General features: G+C 71.8%; 19 protein-coding genes. 8 read left to right on the top strand and 11 right to left on the bottom strand.

All coding sequences use genetic code 11. The features are described from left to right. The first annotated feature begins 42 nt into the window (after positions 1-42). On the top strand, positions 43-807 hold the full coding sequence (locus tag ACZ4UB_RS26010) for a C2 family cysteine protease (protein ID WP_468073598.1): 765 nt from the start codon (positions 43-45) through the stop codon (positions 805-807). Between the two features lie 148 nt (positions 808-955). Here the strand turns inward: ACZ4UB_RS26010 and ACZ4UB_RS26005 are convergent, their stop codons facing one another. Further along, on the bottom strand, positions 956-1,861 hold the full coding sequence (locus tag ACZ4UB_RS26005; protein ID WP_468073596.1) for an esterase/lipase family protein: 906 nt from the start codon (positions 1,859-1,861) through the stop codon (positions 956-958). Between the two features lie 144 nt (positions 1,862-2,005). Between ACZ4UB_RS26005 and ACZ4UB_RS26000 the strand changes: the two genes are divergently transcribed. Then, positions 2,006-3,223, top strand: coding sequence for a PucR family transcriptional regulator (locus ACZ4UB_RS26000; protein WP_468073594.1), 1,218 nt, complete (start codon positions 2,006-2,008; stop codon positions 3,221-3,223). Between the two features lie 10 nt (positions 3,224-3,233). Here the strand turns inward: ACZ4UB_RS26000 and ACZ4UB_RS25995 are convergent, their stop codons facing one another. Genes ACZ4UB_RS25995 through ACZ4UB_RS25970 form a run of 6 tightly spaced genes read right to left on the bottom strand, consistent with a single transcriptional unit; the run spans position 3,234 to position 6,738 of the window. After that, positions 3,234-3,725, bottom strand: coding sequence for an iron chaperone (locus tag ACZ4UB_RS25995; RefSeq protein WP_468073592.1), 492 nt, complete (start codon positions 3,723-3,725; stop codon positions 3,234-3,236). A 45-nt stretch (positions 3,726-3,770) separates the two neighbouring features. After that, entirely contained in the window at positions 3,771-4,409 is a 639-nt protein-coding gene (locus tag ACZ4UB_RS25990) for a glyoxalase (protein ID WP_468073590.1), read from the bottom strand. Positions 4,410-4,414: 5 nt separating this feature from the next. Then, a complete protein-coding gene (locus tag ACZ4UB_RS25985; RefSeq protein ID WP_468073588.1) occupies positions 4,415-4,879 on the bottom strand; it encodes a helix-turn-helix transcriptional regulator in 465 nt (154 codons plus the stop codon). 45 nt (positions 4,880-4,924) lie between these two features. Further along, a complete protein-coding gene (locus tag ACZ4UB_RS25980) occupies positions 4,925-5,335 on the bottom strand; it encodes a VOC family protein (protein WP_468073585.1) in 411 nt (136 codons plus the stop codon). Positions 5,336-5,345: 10 nt separating this feature from the next. Beyond that, positions 5,346-6,182, bottom strand: coding sequence for an SGNH/GDSL hydrolase family protein (locus ACZ4UB_RS25975; RefSeq protein ID WP_468073583.1), 837 nt, complete (start codon positions 6,180-6,182; stop codon positions 5,346-5,348). Further along, on the bottom strand, positions 6,175-6,738 hold the full coding sequence (locus tag ACZ4UB_RS25970; protein ID WP_468073581.1) for a PadR family transcriptional regulator: 564 nt from the start codon (positions 6,736-6,738) through the stop codon (positions 6,175-6,177). Before ACZ4UB_RS25970 ends, ACZ4UB_RS25975 begins: the two co-directional genes overlap by 8 nt. Before the next feature lie 107 nt (positions 6,739-6,845). On the opposite strand from ACZ4UB_RS25970, the gene ACZ4UB_RS25965 reads away from it, so the two are divergent. From ACZ4UB_RS25965 to ACZ4UB_RS25940, 6 genes are all read left to right on the top strand, one after another. Next, positions 6,846-7,289, top strand: coding sequence for a nuclear transport factor 2 family protein (locus tag ACZ4UB_RS25965; RefSeq protein WP_468073579.1), 444 nt, complete (start codon positions 6,846-6,848; stop codon positions 7,287-7,289). Between the two features lie 60 nt (positions 7,290-7,349). Then, positions 7,350-9,308, top strand: coding sequence for a bifunctional metallophosphatase/5'-nucleotidase (locus ACZ4UB_RS25960; protein WP_468073577.1), 1,959 nt, complete (start codon positions 7,350-7,352; stop codon positions 9,306-9,308). Positions 9,309-9,463: 155 nt separating this feature from the next. Further along, a complete protein-coding gene (locus ACZ4UB_RS25955) occupies positions 9,464-9,949 on the top strand; it encodes a lamin tail domain-containing protein (RefSeq protein ID WP_468073575.1) in 486 nt (161 codons plus the stop codon). 221 nt (positions 9,950-10,170) lie between these two features. Then, on the top strand, positions 10,171-10,656 hold the full coding sequence (locus tag ACZ4UB_RS25950) for a phospholipase (RefSeq protein ID WP_468073573.1): 486 nt from the start codon (positions 10,171-10,173) through the stop codon (positions 10,654-10,656). A 94-nt stretch (positions 10,657-10,750) separates the two neighbouring features. Next, positions 10,751-11,455 (top strand): hypothetical protein, encoded by a 705-nt coding sequence (locus ACZ4UB_RS25945; RefSeq protein ID WP_468073571.1) that lies wholly within the window; start codon positions 10,751-10,753, stop codon positions 11,453-11,455. A gap of 167 nt (positions 11,456-11,622) precedes the next feature. Next, positions 11,623-12,123: an anthrone oxygenase family protein gene (locus ACZ4UB_RS25940; protein WP_468073569.1), complete on the top strand. Its 501-nt coding sequence runs from the start codon at positions 11,623-11,625 to the stop codon at positions 12,121-12,123. Between the two features lie 79 nt (positions 12,124-12,202). Here the strand turns inward: ACZ4UB_RS25940 and ACZ4UB_RS25935 are convergent, their stop codons facing one another. The 4 genes from ACZ4UB_RS25935 to ACZ4UB_RS25920 all read right to left on the bottom strand — a co-directional run. Then, positions 12,203-12,811 carry an anthrone oxygenase family protein gene (locus tag ACZ4UB_RS25935; protein WP_468073567.1) on the bottom strand — a complete coding sequence of 203 codons (609 nt, stop codon included), beginning with the start codon at positions 12,809-12,811 and terminating at the stop codon, positions 12,203-12,205. 173 nt (positions 12,812-12,984) lie between these two features. Continuing rightward, positions 12,985-14,403 carry an adenosylhomocysteinase gene (gene ahcY, locus ACZ4UB_RS25930; RefSeq protein ID WP_468073565.1) on the bottom strand — a complete coding sequence of 473 codons (1,419 nt, stop codon included), beginning with the start codon at positions 14,401-14,403 and terminating at the stop codon, positions 12,985-12,987. 6 nt (positions 14,404-14,409) lie between these two features. Continuing rightward, a complete protein-coding gene (gene metF, locus ACZ4UB_RS25925; RefSeq protein WP_468073563.1) occupies positions 14,410-15,408 on the bottom strand; it encodes a methylenetetrahydrofolate reductase [NAD(P)H] in 999 nt (332 codons plus the stop codon). 23 nt (positions 15,409-15,431) lie between these two features. Further along, on the bottom strand, positions 15,432-17,219 hold a 1,788-nt coding region (locus tag ACZ4UB_RS25920), incomplete at its 5' end, for a vitamin B12 dependent-methionine synthase activation domain-containing protein (protein ID WP_468073561.1).

Raw genomic sequence — 17,219 nt, 5'->3', positions numbered from 1 at the left:
CGTCCCGGCAGCCACGACGCCGCTGTCGAACGGAGGTGCCTGATGTTCAGCGGGCTCAAGGGGCGGCCCGCCACTTCGGCATCCTCCCTCCAGCGCAAGCCGTCCGTGCGGGAGTCGAAGGAGGAACGGCAGCGGACGGCCGACGGCGTGCACCTGACGACCTGGGACCTCGGCGCTCTGTCACTGTGGAGCCGGAACTCGGGTCCTCGCCCCGAGGACGTACGACAGGGGGCGCTGGGCGACTGCGGCTACCTCGCCACGATGGCGGCCCTCGCCCACATGGACCCCGCCGGTCTCCGCAGCCGCATCACCCCGCTCCCGAACGGTCGCTACAAGGTGCAGCTCGACCGGAGCGTCGAAGTGGGCCCCCTCGTACACGCCCGTCCCGCCTGTTCCACCGGTATGTACGCTGACGGCGGCGTCTCCTCGTGGGTGGCGCTCATGGAGAAGGCGCTGGCCAAACGAAAGTCGCCGCTCCTGGGCAAACCCAGCTACGAAGCGTTGGAGGGGTGCGGCACGCCGACCGCGCTCAAGGCCATGGGATATGGAATCGCGTACTACGAACAGAGCGACGGGGACGAGCCGTTGGAGGGCGCGTTGGAGCAGGCGAAGGCCGGCCTGGAGCACCGGCGGATCGTCATCGCCTCACTCGACATGCCGTCCGACGAAGGCTTGCACGCCTTCGCGGTGCTCGCCCACGGAGGTGGCAGGGTCCGTCTCTACAACCCGCACGGCCATGTCGAGGACCTCAGCGAGCGGGAGTTCGAGAGCCGGGTCCAGGCGCTCTGCATATCCGACGAGCTGTAGGTCGAGCTGCCCCGGCGATGCCGTGACCCGGATCGAACGCGTACCCCCAGGTCCGGCGGTGCCCGCACCACCGACCCCGGTGGGAAGGCTCCCGACCGGTGGGGTGCACCGGGCGGGAGCCTGCGGGCGGTAGGGCCCGGCGGTCGGCTCAGCCCGGGGAGCCGACGGCGCAGAGCAGGATCGGGGTCGCGCGGCCCGGGTCGAGGGCGTTGCGGACCAGGTGCCAGACGTTGAGGTCGTACGCCTCGCCGATGTGCCCCACCGGGTCGAGCGGGCAGGAGTCCTGTACGTAGCGGTTGTCGACGCCCGGTTCGCGGACGAACGCCGTCTCCGTCGGGGTGACGAGCTCGTCGTAGCGGGACGAGATGATGGTGTAGGCGATCCCGCGCTGGGCCACCGGGCCATCATTGAGGGCCACGATGGCGGGCCCGCCCGGGAACTCGTCGGACAGCACCGGGATGCCGAGGGTGGCCGCGATGCGGTCCAGGGTGCCGCGGCCGAGCACCGCGTCGCCGAGGTCGACCAGCCGCGCGGCGTCCGCGCCGTGGGTCGGCGGGGCGATGGCGACGACCGCCTTGATGTGCGGCTGGATGCCCTGCATCTTCGCGAGGTAGAGGGCCTGCAGGCCGCCCTCGGAGTGGCCCACGACGCTGACCTTGGCCGCGCCGGTGGCGGCGCGCACCCGCTCGACGTAGTCCTTGATCTCCAGGTTGGAGACGGCCACCGGCTTCAGGCCGCCGACCAGCGGGAAGCCGTCGTAGGCGCCGTAGGTGAGGGCGAAGGTGCAGTAGCCGCGGGCGGCGAGGTCGGCCTGGAGGTAGTTGAGGTCCTCGTACCAGGTCGCGAAGGTCCCGTGGAGCAGGACCACCGGCTCCGGATGGGCCGAACTGGGCCGGCAGGAAAAGTCGTTGATGCCCCCGGAGGCCGAGGCGGAGGCGGAGGCCGGCGCGGCGGGCGCGGCCTGGGCCGGGGCCGCCGTGGCCGCCAGGGTGAGCACCAGCGGGAGGGCGGCCCGGGCGAGCCACCTGCGGACGGGCCGTGCGGTCAATGCCATCGCAACTCTCCTACATCCGGACGGTCGGTGGGTAGCGGGTTCCGTTGGTCGCACCGCACAGAATGCTCCGGCCGCACCCCCGTGTCCCCTGGCGGTACGCGCAGAAAGCTTCCGCCCGCGTTTGTGCACGGTGACAATGCGCGCATGGACGAGTCCGGATTCACCGCCGCGCTGCTGCCCAGGGTCGGGGAGATCGCCGCGGCGACCGTCGCCCACCTGACCGCCGAGATACCCGCCTACCGGCTGCTGCCCGACAGCCTCATCGCCGGGGAGCTGCTCGCCAACACCGAGGCCGTGCTGCGGCTCTTCCTCACCACCCTCGCCGAGGGCCGGCTCCCGGCCGCGCCGGAGCTGGCCGCGCCGGTCGCGTGGGGCGCCGAGCGGGCGCGCGACGGGGTGCCGCTGGAGGCGGTGCTACGGGTGTACTCGCTGGGCGCGGGCCGGGCCTGGAAGCTGGCGCTGGCCGCGGCGGCGGACGCGGGCACCGGGATCGACCCGTACCTGCTGGGGACCCGGCTGCTCGACTTCCTCGGCGAGGTGATGCCCAAGGTGGCCGAGGCGTACGTGCGCGAACAGGCCGACCTGGACTGGGAGCAGCGCGAGCACGGCCGGAACCTGGCCGACGTCCTGCTCGCCGGGCGTCCGGCCCGCCGGGCGGCGGAGCGGTACGGGCGCACGCTCGCGGAGCGCTACGACGTGGTGGTCTTCCGGCTGCCCGACGCCCCGGGCGGCGCCGCCGCGGGCGTGCTGCGCGCCGTACGCGGCGAGCTCGACCGCGACCCGGAGGTGCTGGCCACGCTCAAGGGCGAGGGCGGGGTGCTGCTCGTACCGCTGGCGCAGGACGGCGGGGGCGGCGGGGACGGGGCGGTGCGGCGCGGCAAGGGGCAGTCGCCGCCGTGCGCGGCGCGCCGGCTGCTCGCGCGGCTCGACGCGGCGACCGGGCTGCCCTGCATCGCGGCGGCCGCCCTCGCGCGGGAGCACGCGGCCGTCGAGCGGGCGCACACGGAGGCCGGCGAGGTGCTCGCGCTGGCCGAGGTCCTGGGGCGGGCACCCGGTCTGTACCGGCTCGCCGACCTGGCCGTGGAGTACCAGCTCGTCCAGCCGGGACCGGCCCGCGACGCCCTGGCCCGGACCCTGGAGCCGCTGGCGGACCAACCCCATCTGCTGGAGACCCTGCGGGAGTTCATCGCGGCGGGCTACCGGCGCGCGGAAGCCGCCGACGCCCTGACCGTGCACCGCAACACCCTGACCTACCGCCTGGGCCGGATCCACCTGCTGACCGGCCACGACGCCACCGACCCGGCCGACGCCCGCAGACTGGCGGCCGCCCTGACGGCGCACGACGCCGCGCGCGGGGCGTAGCGCCCGTCGATCAGCTGACCGCCTTCTTGACGAGGGCGCCGATGCGCTCCTCGTCGGCCGCGGTCAGCTCCCGCACGGCGTAGGACGTCGCCCACAAAGCGCCGTCGTCGAGGGCCGCCTGGTCGCTGAAGCCGAGCGTGGCGTACCTCGACTTGAACTTCTCCGCGCTCTGGAAGTGGCAGACCACCTTGCCGTCCCTGGCGTACGCGGGCATCCCGTACCAGAGCTTGGGCGCGAGGTCCGGGGCGGCGGTCGTGACGATCTCGTGGATCCGCTCGGCGAGGACGCGGTCGGCCTCCGGCATCTCGGCGATCTTCGCGAGCACGTCCCGCGCCTCCGCCGCCGCCTTCTCCGCCCGGGACGAGCCGCGCCGAGCGGTCGCCTTCTTCTCCTCGCGGGCGTGGTCCTTCATCGCGGCCCGCTCCTCGGCGGTGAACCCGTCGTACTTCTCGGTGGTGGAGGCTTCCGCGGAGACCTCGGCGGGCGACTTCGTGGACGGCATGACGGTTCCTCTCGTACGGGGTGGAGGGGTGGGCGGGCGACGTCGCTACGCGGCGGACTCCCAGACGAAGCCGTCCAGGTCGGTGCAGGGCTCGGCGGTGCTGCCGAGGACGAGGCGGTGCGAGCCGGTGCCGTCGACGGGGACGCCGACCTCCTTGGCCAGGGCGCGGCGCTTGTACAGCGCCATCTTGACCGGGTGGGAGTCGCCGGCGGCGAACTCGACGTACTTGCCGCCGAAGCTCTTGGTCACCGTCAGGCCCCGGTCGACGTAGAACTGCTTGGTGGCCTTCACGGCCTCGACGCCGACCAGCAGGACGATGTCGTCGATCTCGCGGGTGGCGGGGCCGGTGTCCTTCTTCGCCGAGGTCGCGATCTTCCAGATCGTCCCGTCCGGCGCCCGGACGACGCCACTGTAGCCCCACAGCGACTTCGCGGCGGGCTTCAGCACCGTGGCGCCGGCGGCCACGGCGTCGCCCACGAAGCCGTCGACGGTGGCCGGCCCGGACACCGTGAGCGCCAGGGTGAAGCCGCGGAATCCGGTGGAGTGCGCGTCGGACGCCCGCAGGCGGACGTACGACTCCACGCCGAAGGCGCTGTAGAAGCGGCGGGCGGCCTCGGGGTCGGCCACCTCAAGGGTGACCGACGTGACGGACGAGTGGGCTGCGGTGGAAGCGGTGGTTGCCATGTCCCTCACGCTAGGGCTCGGGAGGCCGCCGGGGCTTCTCGAATCCTGACCGATCCCCGATCCCCCAGACCTGCTGCGCCACGCACGCGGGCGTCGCCCCCCGGCCCCCGGCTCCGGAAGGTCTCGGGCGGCACGCCGACCAGCTCGGTGAAGCGGGCGGTGAAGGTGCCCGGCGAGGCGCAGCCGACCGCGGAGCGGACCGCGGTGACGGTGAGGTCGCCCCGGCGCAGCAGCGCGGTCGCCCGCTCGATGCGACGCGTCATCAGGTACGCGTACGGGGACTCGCCGTAGGCGGCCCGGAACTGCCGGCTCAGCTGCCCGGCGGGCAGCTGGACGTCGTGGGCGAGCGCCACCACGTCCAGCGGTCGCGCGTACTGCCTGTCGATCCGGTCGCGGACGCGGCGCAGCCGCGCGAAGTCGGCCAGGCGCTGCGCCTCGACGCGCGCACGCCGCCATTCGGACTGGCACATGGAACCCTCCCCCGGGTCCGGTCCTGCGTGGAACACCGGCGTGGCTCAGCGCTGCTGCTGGATGCGGACGAGGTTGCCCGCGGGGTCGCGGAAGGCACAGTCGCGGATGCCGTACGGCTGGTCGGTCGGCTCCTGGACGACCTCGGCGTCGGCGGCCTGCACCTTCTCGAACAGGGCGTCGAGGTTCGGGGTGGCCAGCAGGATCCAGCCGTAGGTGCCCTTGGCCATCATCTCGGTGATCGTGCGGCGCTCGGCCTCGGTGATCCCGGGGTCGACGGCGGGCGGCGCCAGGAGGATCGACGTGCCCGGCTGCCCGACCGGGCCGACCGTGATCCAGCGCATCCTGCCCTGCCCGACGTCGCTGCGGACCTCGAAGCCGAGGACGTCGCGGTAGAAGGCGAGCGACGCGTCCGGGTCCTCGTGCGGGAGGGAGGTCGTGTGAATGGTGATGTCCATGGTGGGCAGGCTAGGCCCGCCGCGCTCCGCGCGCTTCTCGATTCCTGACCGATCTGTCGTCGGCGGGGGCCGGGACCGCGAGGGACACCGGGAGGAGGGCCGGGCGCTTCGCGGTGCGGTCCGTGCCGGAGGAGCGGCCGCGGACGCGGCGGGCGAGCCACGGGCTCAAGAAGGCGTTGGCCCAGCGCAGTTCGCCGGCCACGGTGCGGGGGGCCGCTCCGGGGCCCGGCAGGGGGCGGGTCCAGGAGTCGTCGGCGCCCGGTAGGCCGAGGGCGTGGGCCACGGAGTCGGCGATGAGCGCGTGGCCGCGCGGGCTCGCGTGCAGCCGGTCCTCGCTCCACAACCGGGGATCGGTGACCACGGGGTGCCGGGCGGTGTCGGCGAGGGCCACCCCGTGCCGGTCGGCGGCCAGCCGGATCCGGGCGTTGAGGGCGGTGACGCGGGAGCCGAGCGGGCGGGCGAGCGGGACGAGCCGGCCTATGTCGGGGAAGGTGACGGTCGCGACCCGGGCGCCCGCACCGGTGAGCGCCGCGAACATGGCCTCCAGGTGGGCGGCGGTCTCGTCCGGGTCGAAGCGGGGCCGCAGCAGGTCGTTGACCCCGGCGACGACCGTGGCCAGGTCGGGGCGCAGCGCGAGGGCGGGTGCCAGCTGCCCCTCCCTGACCTGGCCCGCGAGGCGGCCGCGCACGGCGAGGTTGGCGTAGAGGACGCCGGGGTGGTGCAGGGCCAGTCGCTCGGCGAGGCGGTCGGCGCAGCCGCGCAGGCCGGTGGTGTCGTCGCCGTCGCCGAGCCCTTCGGTCTGGCTGTCGCCGAGCGCCACGTAGCGCAGGGGGGATGCCTCAGCCATGGTCGGGCCGCCTTTCGCGCAGGACCGTGATGGTGCGCTCGTACCAGTCCCGGTTGGCGCGCTCGAAGTCGAGGCCGCGCAGGCAGGTCAGGTACGGGCCGATGCGCTCGCCGTGGCGCAGGAACTCCTCCTCGGTGCGCTCGCCGCGCATCTTCCACAGCATCGCCTCGAAGAGCTCGATCTTGGCGGTGGCGAAGATGGCCCGCTCGGTGAGCTGGGTGATCAGGGCCGCGGCGTCGACGTGGTCGGCTGCCTGGACCTTGACGACGAGGTCGTCGCGCATGAAGGACGGCTTGGTGGCGGCGGCGGTGAAGCGGTCCAGCTCGGCGAGACCGACGGGGGTGACCCGGAACAGCCGCTTGTTGGGGCGGGTGTCCTGGACGACCTCGCGGCCCGCGATCAGGCCCTCCTGTTCCAGCTTGGCGAGTTCGACGTAGAGCTGCTGGGGGAGGGCGTGCCAGAAGTTCGCCACCCCCATGTCGAACGCCTTGGCCAGCTGGTAGCCGCTCAGCTCCTCGTCGAGCAGCGCCGCCAGTACGGCGTGGCGCAGTGCCATCGGGCCACCTCCTCCCTCTGCTCTGGTCACGGGTGGATCCCTGCGCCATCATAGTCAAGAAATTGAGTAATCAGATTCGCGATTAACCATGAAGGAGAGCGACGACCATGAGCGACGCCATCAGCACCGTGGACCGCTTCCGCACCGCCGTCGACCGCCGTGACCTCGCCGCGCTGGAGGACCTGTTCACCGAGGACGTGCGGCTCTACAGCCCGGTGAAGTTCACTCCCTTCGAGGGCCGGCCCGCCGTGCTGGGGCTCTTCGGGGTGCTGCTGCGGACCTTCGAGGACTTCCGTTACGTCGGGCGGCTCGACGGAGCCGGCGAGACGAGCGTCGACGGCTCCGAGGCCCCGGCGGCGGTGCTGGTCTTCCGGGCGACCGTGGAGGGCAAGGAGATCCACGGGATCGACCTGGTGCACCTGGACGAGCAGGAGCGGATCAAGGAGTTCACCGTGATGGTCCGGCCGCAGTCGGCGGTGCAGACGCTGGGGCGTGCCGTACTGGCGGGCCTGGTCGCGGACGGCCTCGCCCCGGACCCGATAGGAGCGTGACGGTCGCCGCCGCCGCCCGTTGTGAAGGGGGGCGGTGGACGGCCGGAAGGGGACGGGGCGATGGCGGGCGCGGTTCTGGGCAGGCGGCGGTTCCTGACGGCCGCCGGGGCGGTGGGGGTCAAGGCGCTCACCGGGACCGCGGTCGCGGGCAGCGCGGCGGGGCTCGACACCACCAGCGCGGCCGGCTACGTCGACGTACAGCTGCTCAACATCACCGATCTGCACGGCTACTTGGGCGCGCCCCCGGCCCGGGACGCGGTGATCGCGGGGGCGGACGGGGCGACGTACACCGTCGGCGGGGTCGCCTACATGGCCACCCATCTGGAGCGGCTGCGGGCCGATCGGACGAACTCCTTCTTCTTCGCCCCGGGCGACCTGTTCTCGGGGTGGGAGTTCCCCGCCTTCAGCCTGTCGGACGAGCCGACCATCGAGGCGCTGAACCGGCTGGGCCTGGACTTCGCGACCGCCGGGAACCACGAGTTCGACCGCACGCCCGGCTTCCTGACGCGGCACATGGAGCGGGGCGCGGACGCCGGGCTCGACGGGGCGGGGGTCACCCACAGCTTCCCCGACTCGGCCGGACTGCCCTTCCACGGCGCCGACTTCCGCTACTACAGCACGAACGTGACGACGACCGGGCGGGACGGCACGGAAGGGGTCGCCGTACTGCCCCCGTACCACGTCGAGTGGGTGGACGCGCCGGGCGGGCGGCGACTGCCCGTCGGCTTCGTCCACCTGACGGCGCTCGGCACCGAGGGCTTCCCGAACTCCTTCCAGCCCGGGCTGCGGACCTCGGACGAGGTGGCCGCCGCGAACCGGTGCGCGGCGCTGCTGAAGGCGCAGGGGGTCAACGCGATCGTGCTGAGCATGCACGACGGGGCGGTGGCCGGGGACGCCTTCGACGCGGGGACCGCGCCGAGCGGTCCGGCGTACGAGCTGGCGCTGCGGGTGTCGGCGGACATCGACGCGATCGTCACCGGGCACTGGCACCGGGCCTTCACGATGATGCTGCCGGACCCGACCGGGCGGCCGCGGCCCTTCGTGGAGGCGGGCTGTCACGGGCAGATCGTCAACGAGATCACCCTGCGGCTCGATCCGACGACGGGCGCGGTGGTGCGCGAGCTGACCACCTCGACCAACCACCCCAACACCCGGGACGTGCCCGCCCATCCGATCCTGCGGGACGTGGTGGACCACTGGGCCGGGTACGCGCGCGAACGGGCCGGCCGGACCATCGGGCGCCAGCGGACCCCCTTCCAGCGCCGGCTCTCGGCGGTCGGGGAGAGCACCATGGGGAACCTGGTGGCCGATTGGGCGCTGTGGGCGGCCGCGCAGGCGCCCGACCCCTTCGACACCAGCCCGCGGCCCGATCCCGCGCCCGCGGACCTGGCGCTGATCGCGCTCGCGCCACGGCTGGGCCGCAGCGTGATCAACACCGACCTGGTGGCGGCGCCGGGCCAGGACGCGGTCACCTTCGAACGGGCCTGGTGGGCGGTGGGGTACGGGAACCCGCTGGTCACGGCGTCGGTGAGCGGGGCGCAGCTGCACGACGCGCTGGAACAGCAGTGGGCGGTGGACGCGCGGGGCGCCCTGACCTACGCGCCGCTCGCGGTGTCGGCCAACGTCCGCTACTCCTTCGATCCGGCGGGGTCCGTCGGGAACCGGGTCGCGCCGGCCGACGTGCTGATCGGGGGCGCGGCGCTGCGGCCGGAGGGGGTGTACCGGGTGGTGACCACGTCGTACACGCTGACCGGGCAGGACGGTTACCCGGCGCTCGCCGGCTTCCGGGACGCGGTGCGCCACCGGCGGGACGTGGAGAGCTTCCCCGCGTACGTCGCCGCGCTCGGCACGCTGGAAGCCGCGCCCACGGGCCGGGTCGCCGCGAAGGGCGGGGCCGCGGTACAACCGGGGCGGGCGGGCCGGCTGGTGCCGCTCGACGCCCCGGTGCCGCAACTCCCGCCCCCGGTAGCGGCGATGGAGGAAGCCGCCCGCGACACGGGCCGCCGCCCGATCTGCTGACCCGAAGCCTCATGAGCGCCTCATCATATGAAATTGGCCATTTGTCCCGATTCGGTAATCTTGGGCGTTTTGCCAGAAAACACCAGGCCGGGCACGACAGAGTGTGGTCCCCGGCAGCAAGCCGGGGACCCGCACGTCCTTGAGGTGACAGCTCCATGTCTGCTTCTCTCATCACCCGCCGCGCCCTCGCGACCGTCGTGGCCTGCGTCGCCGTCGTCGGCGCCGCCGCCCTCCCGGCCGCGGCCGCCTCCGGTGGTCACGACCACGACCGCGGCCACGGCACGGGCAAGCACTCCACCGTCATGATCGGCGAGGTGCGGTACGACAGCCCCGGGCGCGACGACCGCTCCAACCGCAGCCTCAACGGCGAGTGGGTCGAGGTGAAGAACACCGGCAAGAAGCCCGTCAACCTGCGCGGTTACACCCTCGCGGACAAGCAGGGCAACACCTACCGCTTCCACAACCTGACGCTCGCCGGTCACTCCAGCGTCAAGGTGCACACGGGCAAGGGCAAGAACACCGCCCACGACGTCTACCAGAACCGCACCGACTACATCTGGGACAAGCGCGACGCGGCCACCCTGCGCAACGACCACAAGCGCATCCTCGACAGCCAGTCCTGGGGCAAGAGGGGCCGCTAGCCGATAGCCCGGCGACCACCGCCGGCTGACGGCACGACACGCACCCCCAACGCGCCGGACCCCCGCCCCTCCGAGGACGGGAGCCCGGCGCGTGGCCGTGCATCCGCCGGGCATCCGCCGGCCGTCCAGCCGGACGATGCCGGCCCTTTATCCCGGCCGTACATCCTGAGGACCCGCGCCACGCTCCCCCCGGCGCGCCCCCCTTCCTCCGGAGGCTCCTGATGCGCCGTAGACTCACCGCCGCGCTCGTTCCCGCCGTCACCGCCGTCACCGCGCTCGTCGCCTTCGCGGGGTCGGCCGTCGCCGCTCCGGCCGACAAGCCGCAGGTGCTGAGCAGTTGGACGCAGACCAGTTCGGCGAGCTACAACGCGTGGCTGTCGGCGCGCGGCAACCAGGGCGCCTGGGCGGCGTACGGCTTCGACTGGTCCACGGACTACTGCTCCTCCTCCCCCGACAATCCGTTCGGATTCCCCTTCAAGACGGCCTGCGCGCGCCACGACTTCGGCTACCGCAACTACAAGGCGGCGGGCACCTTCGGCGCGAACAAGTCGCGGCTCGACGACGCCTTGTACGCGGACCTCAAGCGGGTCTGCTCCGCCTACTCGGGCGTGAAGAAGGGCTCGTGCGATTCCACGGCGTGGACCTACTACCAAGCGGTGAAGGCCCTCGGCAGCTCCCCGGCGGTCGACAGCGGCGCCGCGGCCTGACGCACCGTCACGTAACGCACCCGCGGAACCGGCGGCCCGTTCGGCACGTCCCTCCCGTGCCGACCACCGCCGTGTTCCGAAGGGGATCGAGACGATGCGCCGTACCACCGCGCGCTCCACCCGAACGACCGCAGTGACCGCAGCGACCGCCCTGGCCGCCGCCCTCGCCACCGCCGCGCTGCTCACCGGCTGCGGGACGACGACCACGACCGGAGACGGTGGCGGCAGCGGTCCCGACCGCGGCGCCGCCGCCTGCCCCGCCCCCGCCCCCGGACCGGGCACCGGGCAGGCGGCGCCGACCGTCATCGACGGGACGCCCGCCAACACCCCGGAGGGGGCGCGCCTTTCGCAGGCCGTCGGGGAGCAGGGCCGGGGCGCGTTCGCCGACGTCTACTCCACCCACGTCACCGACGCACCGCCCGGCCGGGTGACGCTCTGCGTGACCGACCTGGCCCGGGGCCGCCGCCTGGTCGAGGCCGCGCACCGGGCGGACCCGCAGGCCGATCCGGCCCGCGCCGACCTCTACCTCGCCCGCTTCACGCGCAAGACCCTGGTGGCCGCGGCCCAGCGGATCATCCGCCTGCGCGACGCGCTGCCCGTCCACTCCGTCCACCCGAGCCGGGACGCGGGCGGGGTCACCGTGGAGACGAGCCCCGAGGGGGTCGCCTCCACGGAGTTCAAGTCCCGGCTGGAGCGGGCCGCGGGCGGCGGGATCCCGGTGACCCTGATCGTGGGCAGCCCGGCCGAGGCCATGGTCGGGGAGGTCCCGCCGCCGGCGACGAGCGCGCCTCCCCGGTAGCGCGCGGCGGCCCGGATCAAGGTGGGGCCGCGGTGGGGCCGCGGCGGGATCGAGGAACGGTCGAGGACCGCTGGAACCGCACGCCGCCGGGGCGGTCCGCACCCGTATGATCGCCGTGACTTGACGATCTGATGACCTGTCGATGACCACGAGCAGGGGGAAACCACGTGGAGACAGCCCGTCTGGCCTCGCTCATCGCCGCCACCGTCACCATGGGACTGGTCAGCGGGCTGTTCTACGGCTTCGCCGTGGCGGTGATGCCGGGCCTCAAGCGCTCCGACGACCGGACGCTCATCACGGTCATGCAGCGGATCAACGTGGCCATCCTCAACGGCTGGTTCGTCCTCGGCTACATCGGCGCCTTCCTCTTCACCGCGCTGGCCCTGGGGCTGCACGTCCCCTCCGACGGGCACGACCTGCTCGTGCCGCTGATCGGGGCACTGGCCTGCTACATCCTGTCCATGGGCGTGACGAACCGGGTGAACATCCCGCTGAACAACGCGCTGGAGAAGGCCGGCCCGGTCGAGCGGATCGCCGACCCGGGCGCCGTGCGCCGCGCCTTCGAGGGGCCCTGGGCCCGCGCCAACGTGTGGCGCACGCTGCTGTGCACGGCGGCGCTGGGCTTCCTGGCCTGGGCGCTGGTGCTGCACGGAACCGCCACCGCCTGAGGTACGTACGTACCCCCGCACCACACGCGGAAGTGCCCCGGCCGACGGTCCCGGCCGGGGCACTTTCGTGTGCGGTGGTTCAGCGGGTGGTCGAGCGGGTGGCGCGGCCGAAGAGGATCAGGGCCCGGGAGAGGGCCGTGAGGGCGACCGTGCACAGCAGGGTGCGGACGATGTTCGTCGAGACCCAGGTGGTCTTGAACTTCTCGACGATCGAGAAGTCGGTCATCTTCGCGGCGTCGCCGGCATCCTTGAGCTCGTTGTTCAGCGGGATGTTGACGCTGAAGGTGATCAGGAGGACGACGAAGTAGGCGACGGCCGCCGCGGCCACCCAGATCGCCACGTTGCGGCGGCCCTTGCGGAACTCCACGATCGCCGAGACGACGACCGCCACGAGCGCGAGCATGAAGGCCATGCCGAAGACGGGGCTGCCGTCGATGACCGAGTTGAAGTTCTGCATCGCCGTGACGTACGTCCGGTCGTCGGCCTTGGCCAGACCCGGCATCACCGAGACGTCGAAGGCGAAGAACAGACCCGCCATCAGGCCGATCAGGACGGTCGAGACGAGCAGTACGACGGTGGCGAACTTACCGCGCTCGCCGGCCGCCGCCGGTACGGGCTGGCCCGGGTACGCCTGGTGCGGTGGCTGCTGCTGGTACTGGTTCGGGCTACCGGCCGGATTGGGGTTCATGAATGCGTCCTTCGGTGGTGGTCGGGGAGGTGCCTGCCCTCGGCTCGGACATCCGATCGTGGCATCCCCCGGGACCCCCGGCCATGGCGTTTCCACCGGCCCTTGAGCGTCCTTCAAGGGCCGGTGGCGGATTCTGTTCGGCTGCCCGTACGCCTGTCGCGCGCCCGGAGGGATCAGTAGCGGTAGTGGTCCGGCTTGTACGGGCCGTTCACGTCCACGCCGATGTAGGAGGCCTGCTCCGGGCGCAGGGTGGTGAGCTTGACGCCGAGGGCGGCCAGGTGGAGGCGGGCGACCTTCTCGTCCAGGTGCTTGGGCAGCACGTAGACGTCGATCGGGTACTCCTCGGGCTTGGTGAAGAGCTCGATCTGGGCCAGCGTCTGGTCCGCGAAGGAGTTCGACATCACGAAGGACGGGTGACCGGTGGCGTTGCCCAGGTTCAGCAGACGACCCTCCGACAGCACGATCAGGACCTTGCCGTCGGGGAACCTCCAGGTGTGGACCTGCGGCTTGACCTCGTCCTTGACGATGCCCTCGATCTTCGCGAGACCGGCCATGTCGATCTCGTTGTCGAAGTGACCGATGTTGCCCACGATCGCCTGGTGCTTCATCTTGGCCATGTCCGCGGCCATGATGATGTCCTTGTTGCCCGTGGTGGTGATGAAGATGTCGGCCGTCTCGACGACGTCGTCCAGCGTCGCGACCTGGTAGCCGTCCATCGCCGCCTGGAGGGCGCAGATCGGGTCGATCTCGGTGACGATGACACGGGCACCCTGGCCGCGCAGCGACTCGGCGGACCCCTTGCCGACGTCGCCGTAGCCGAAGACGACCGCCGTCTTGCCACCGATGAGGACATCGGTGGCACGGTTGATGCCGTCGATCAGCGAGTGCCGGCAGCCGTACTTGTTGTCGAACTTCGACTTCGTCACCGCGTCGTTCACATTGATCGCCGGGAAGAGCAGGGCGCCCTCCCGGTGCATCTCGTAGAGGCGGTGGACGCCCGTGGTGGTCTCCTCGGAGACCCCGCGGACCTCGGCCGCGAGGGACGGCCAGTCGATCGTGCTGCGCCCGAGCAGCTCGAAGACCAGGCGCAGTTCCTCGTTGTCGGCCGTCGAGGGGTCGGGCACCGCGCCGGCCTTCGCGAACTCGACGCCCTTGTGGACGAGGAGGGTGGCGTCACCGCCGTCGTCGAGGATCATGTTCGGCCCGGAGTGGCCCGGCCAGATCAGCGCCTGCTCCGTGCACCACCAGTACTCCTCCAGGGTCTCGCCCTTCCAGGCGAAGACCGGTATGCCCGCCGGGTTCTCCTGGGTGCCGGTCGGGCCGACCGCGACGGCCGCGGCGGCGTGGTCCTGGGTGGAGTAGATGTTGCAGGACACCCAGCGCACCTCCGCCCCGAGCGCGACGAGGGTCTCGATCAACACCGCGGTCTGCACGGTCATGTGCAGGGAGCCGGTGATGCGGGCGCCCGCGAGCGGCTGCGAGGGGGCGTACTCCTTGCGGATCGACATCAGACCGGGCATCTCGTGCTCGGCCAGGGTGATCTCCTTGCGGCCGAAATCCGCGAGCGAGAGGTCTGCGACCTTGAAGTCCATGGGGTTCTACTCCGTGATGATGGTGGCTGCGGTTGTGGCTGGGGCGGTGGCGGTGGCTCGGGCGTTCCGGTCCGGGTCCAGGTCCAGGTTCTGATGGATCTCTAGAGTCGCGGTGGACTTGTTGAGGGTGATGTAGTGCAGGCCCGGCGCCCCCTCGGCGAGCAGCCGCTCGGCCATCCGGGTGGCGTACTCGACGCCGATGCGGTGGCCGTCCGCGGGATGGTCCTTGGCCGCTTCGAGGCGCTGGGCGAGTGCCTGGGGGAAGCGGGCGTCGCTCAGTTCGGAGAAGCGCCGGATCTGCCGGTAGTCGGTCGCGGGCATGATCTCGGGGATCACCGGGGTCAGACAGCCCACCGAGCACAGCCGGTCGCGCAGCCGGAGGTAGTCCTCGACGTGGAAGAACATCTGGGTGATGGCGTAGTCCGCGCCGGCCCGGCACTTGGCGGCGAAGTGGCGGATGTCCTCGTCCCATGAGGGTGAGCGGGGGTGGCGCTCGGGGAACGCCGCCACGCCGACCGTGAAGTCCCCCAACTGGCGGATGAGCGAGACCAGTTCGTGGGCGTGGTGCAGGCCGTCGGGGTGCGCCGTCCAGTCCCCCTTGGGGTCGCCGGGCGGGTCCCCGCGCAGCGCCAGGACGTCACGGATGCCCGCGTCCGCGTACTGCCCGATGATGTGGCGCAGCTCGGCCACCGAGTGTCCGACCGCGGTGAGGTGGGCGACCGGGCGCAGGGTCGTCTCGGCGGCGATGCGCTTGGTGACCTCGACGGTCCGGTCGCGGGAGGAGCCGCCGGCGCCGTAGGTGACGGAGACGAAGGAGGGGGCGAAGGACTCGATCCGGCGGATGGCGTTCCACAGCACCCGCTCCCCCGCGTCCGTCTTCGGCGGGAAGAACTCGAAGGAGAAGCTCTGCCGGCCCTGGGCCAGTAGTTCCCGGACGCCGAGCGTGGCCGGGGCGGACGTGCGGGGGCGCTCGGCGGTGGCGGTGGCGGTGAGTGTGGCCGACATGTCTGTCTCCTTTCTCGTGGTGCTCAGCGTGCGTTGAAGTACTTCGCTTCGGGGTGGTGGATGACGATGGCGTCGGTGGACTGTTCGGGGTGGAGCTGGAACTCCTCGGAGAGGTGGACGCCGATCCGTTCGGGCTGGAGGAGGTCGGCGATCTTGGCGCGGTCCTCCAGGTCGGGGCAGGCGCCGTAGCCGAGGGAGAAGCGGGCGCCGCGGTACTTGAGGTCGAACATGTCCTCGACCCGGTCCGGGTCCTCCCCGGCGTAGCCGAGCTCGGAGCGGACCCGGGCGTGCCAGTACTCGGCCATGGCTTCGGCGAGCTGGACGGACAGGCCGTGCAGTTCGAGGTAGTCGCGGTAGGCGTCGGCGGCGAACAGCTTGGCGGTGGCCTCGCCGATCTTGGAGCCGACGGTGACGACCTGGAGGCCGATCACGTCCGTCTCGCCGGATTCCTCGGGGCGGAAGAAGTCGGCGAGGCACAGACGGCGCCCGCGCCGCTGGCGGGGGAAGGTGAAGCGGGTCCGCTCGTTGCCCTGCTCGTCCAGGATGATCAGGTCGTCGCCCTTGGAGACGCAGGGGAAGTAGCCGTAGACCACGGCCGCTTCCAGCAGGTTCTCGGTGTGGAGCTTGTCCAGGAGCCCGCGCAGCCGCGGACGTCCCTCGCTCTCGACCAGCTCCTCGTACGTCGCCCCGCCCGCGCGGGCCTGCTTGAGGCCCCACTGGCCCTTGAACAGCGCGCCCTCGTCCAGCCAGGACGCGTAGTCCTTCAGCGGGATCCCCTTGACCACCCGCGTCCCCCAGAACGGCGGCGTCGGCACCGGGTTCGTGACCGAGACGTCGGAGCGTACGGAGCCCAGCTCGGGGACGTCCTCGATCTCCACCTCGGGCGCCGCCGGCCGTTTGGCGACCCGGCGTTGCTTGAGGGGCGGGAGTTCCACCCCGGGGACCCCGCGCTTGATCCCCATGAGGGCGTCCATGAGGCGGAGGCCTTCGAAGGCGTCGCGGGCGTAGCGGACTTCGCCTTCGTAGATCTCGTGGAGGTCTTGTTCGACGTAGGCGCGGGTGAGGGCGGCGCCGCCGAGGATGACGGGGTAGTCCGCGGCGAGCTTTCGCTGGTTCAGCTCCTGGAGGTTCTCCTTCATGATCACCGTGGACTTCACCAGGAGACCCGACATCCCGATCACGTCCGCCCGGTGCTCCACCGCGGCCTCCAAGATCGCCGACACCGGCTGCTTGATCCCGATGTTGACCACGTTGTAGCCGTTGTTGGACAAGATGATGTCGACGAGGTTCTTCCCGATGTCATGGACATCGCCGCGGACCGTGGCCAGCACGATCGTGCCCTTGCCCTCCGCGTCCGTCTTCTCCATGTGCGGCTCCAGATAGGCCACCGCCGTCTTCATCACCTCAGCCGACTGCAACACGAACGGCAACTGCATCTGACCCGACCCGAACAACTCACCAACGACCTTCATCCCCTCCAACAGGGTGTCGTTGACGATCTCCAACGCCGGACGCGCCACCAACGCCTCGTCCAGATCGGCCTCCAGGCCGTTCTTCTCCCCATCGATGATCCGCCGCTGCAACCGCTCGTCCAACGGCAGCGCCAAAAGCTCCTCCGCGCGCCCCGCCTTCAACGACTGCGTGTTCACGCCCTCGAACAGCGCCATCAACTTCTGCAGCGGGTCATACCCCTCCGCACGCCGGTCATAGATCAGATCCAGCGCGGTGGTGACCTGCTCCTCATCGAACCGCGCGATCGGCAGGATCTTGCTCGCGTGCACGATCGCCGAATCCAACCCCGCCTTCACACA

The sequence above is a fragment of the Streptomyces sp. NPDC028419 genome, assembly GCF_055565515.1.
This window is presented reverse-complemented; position numbering and strand designations above follow the sequence as displayed.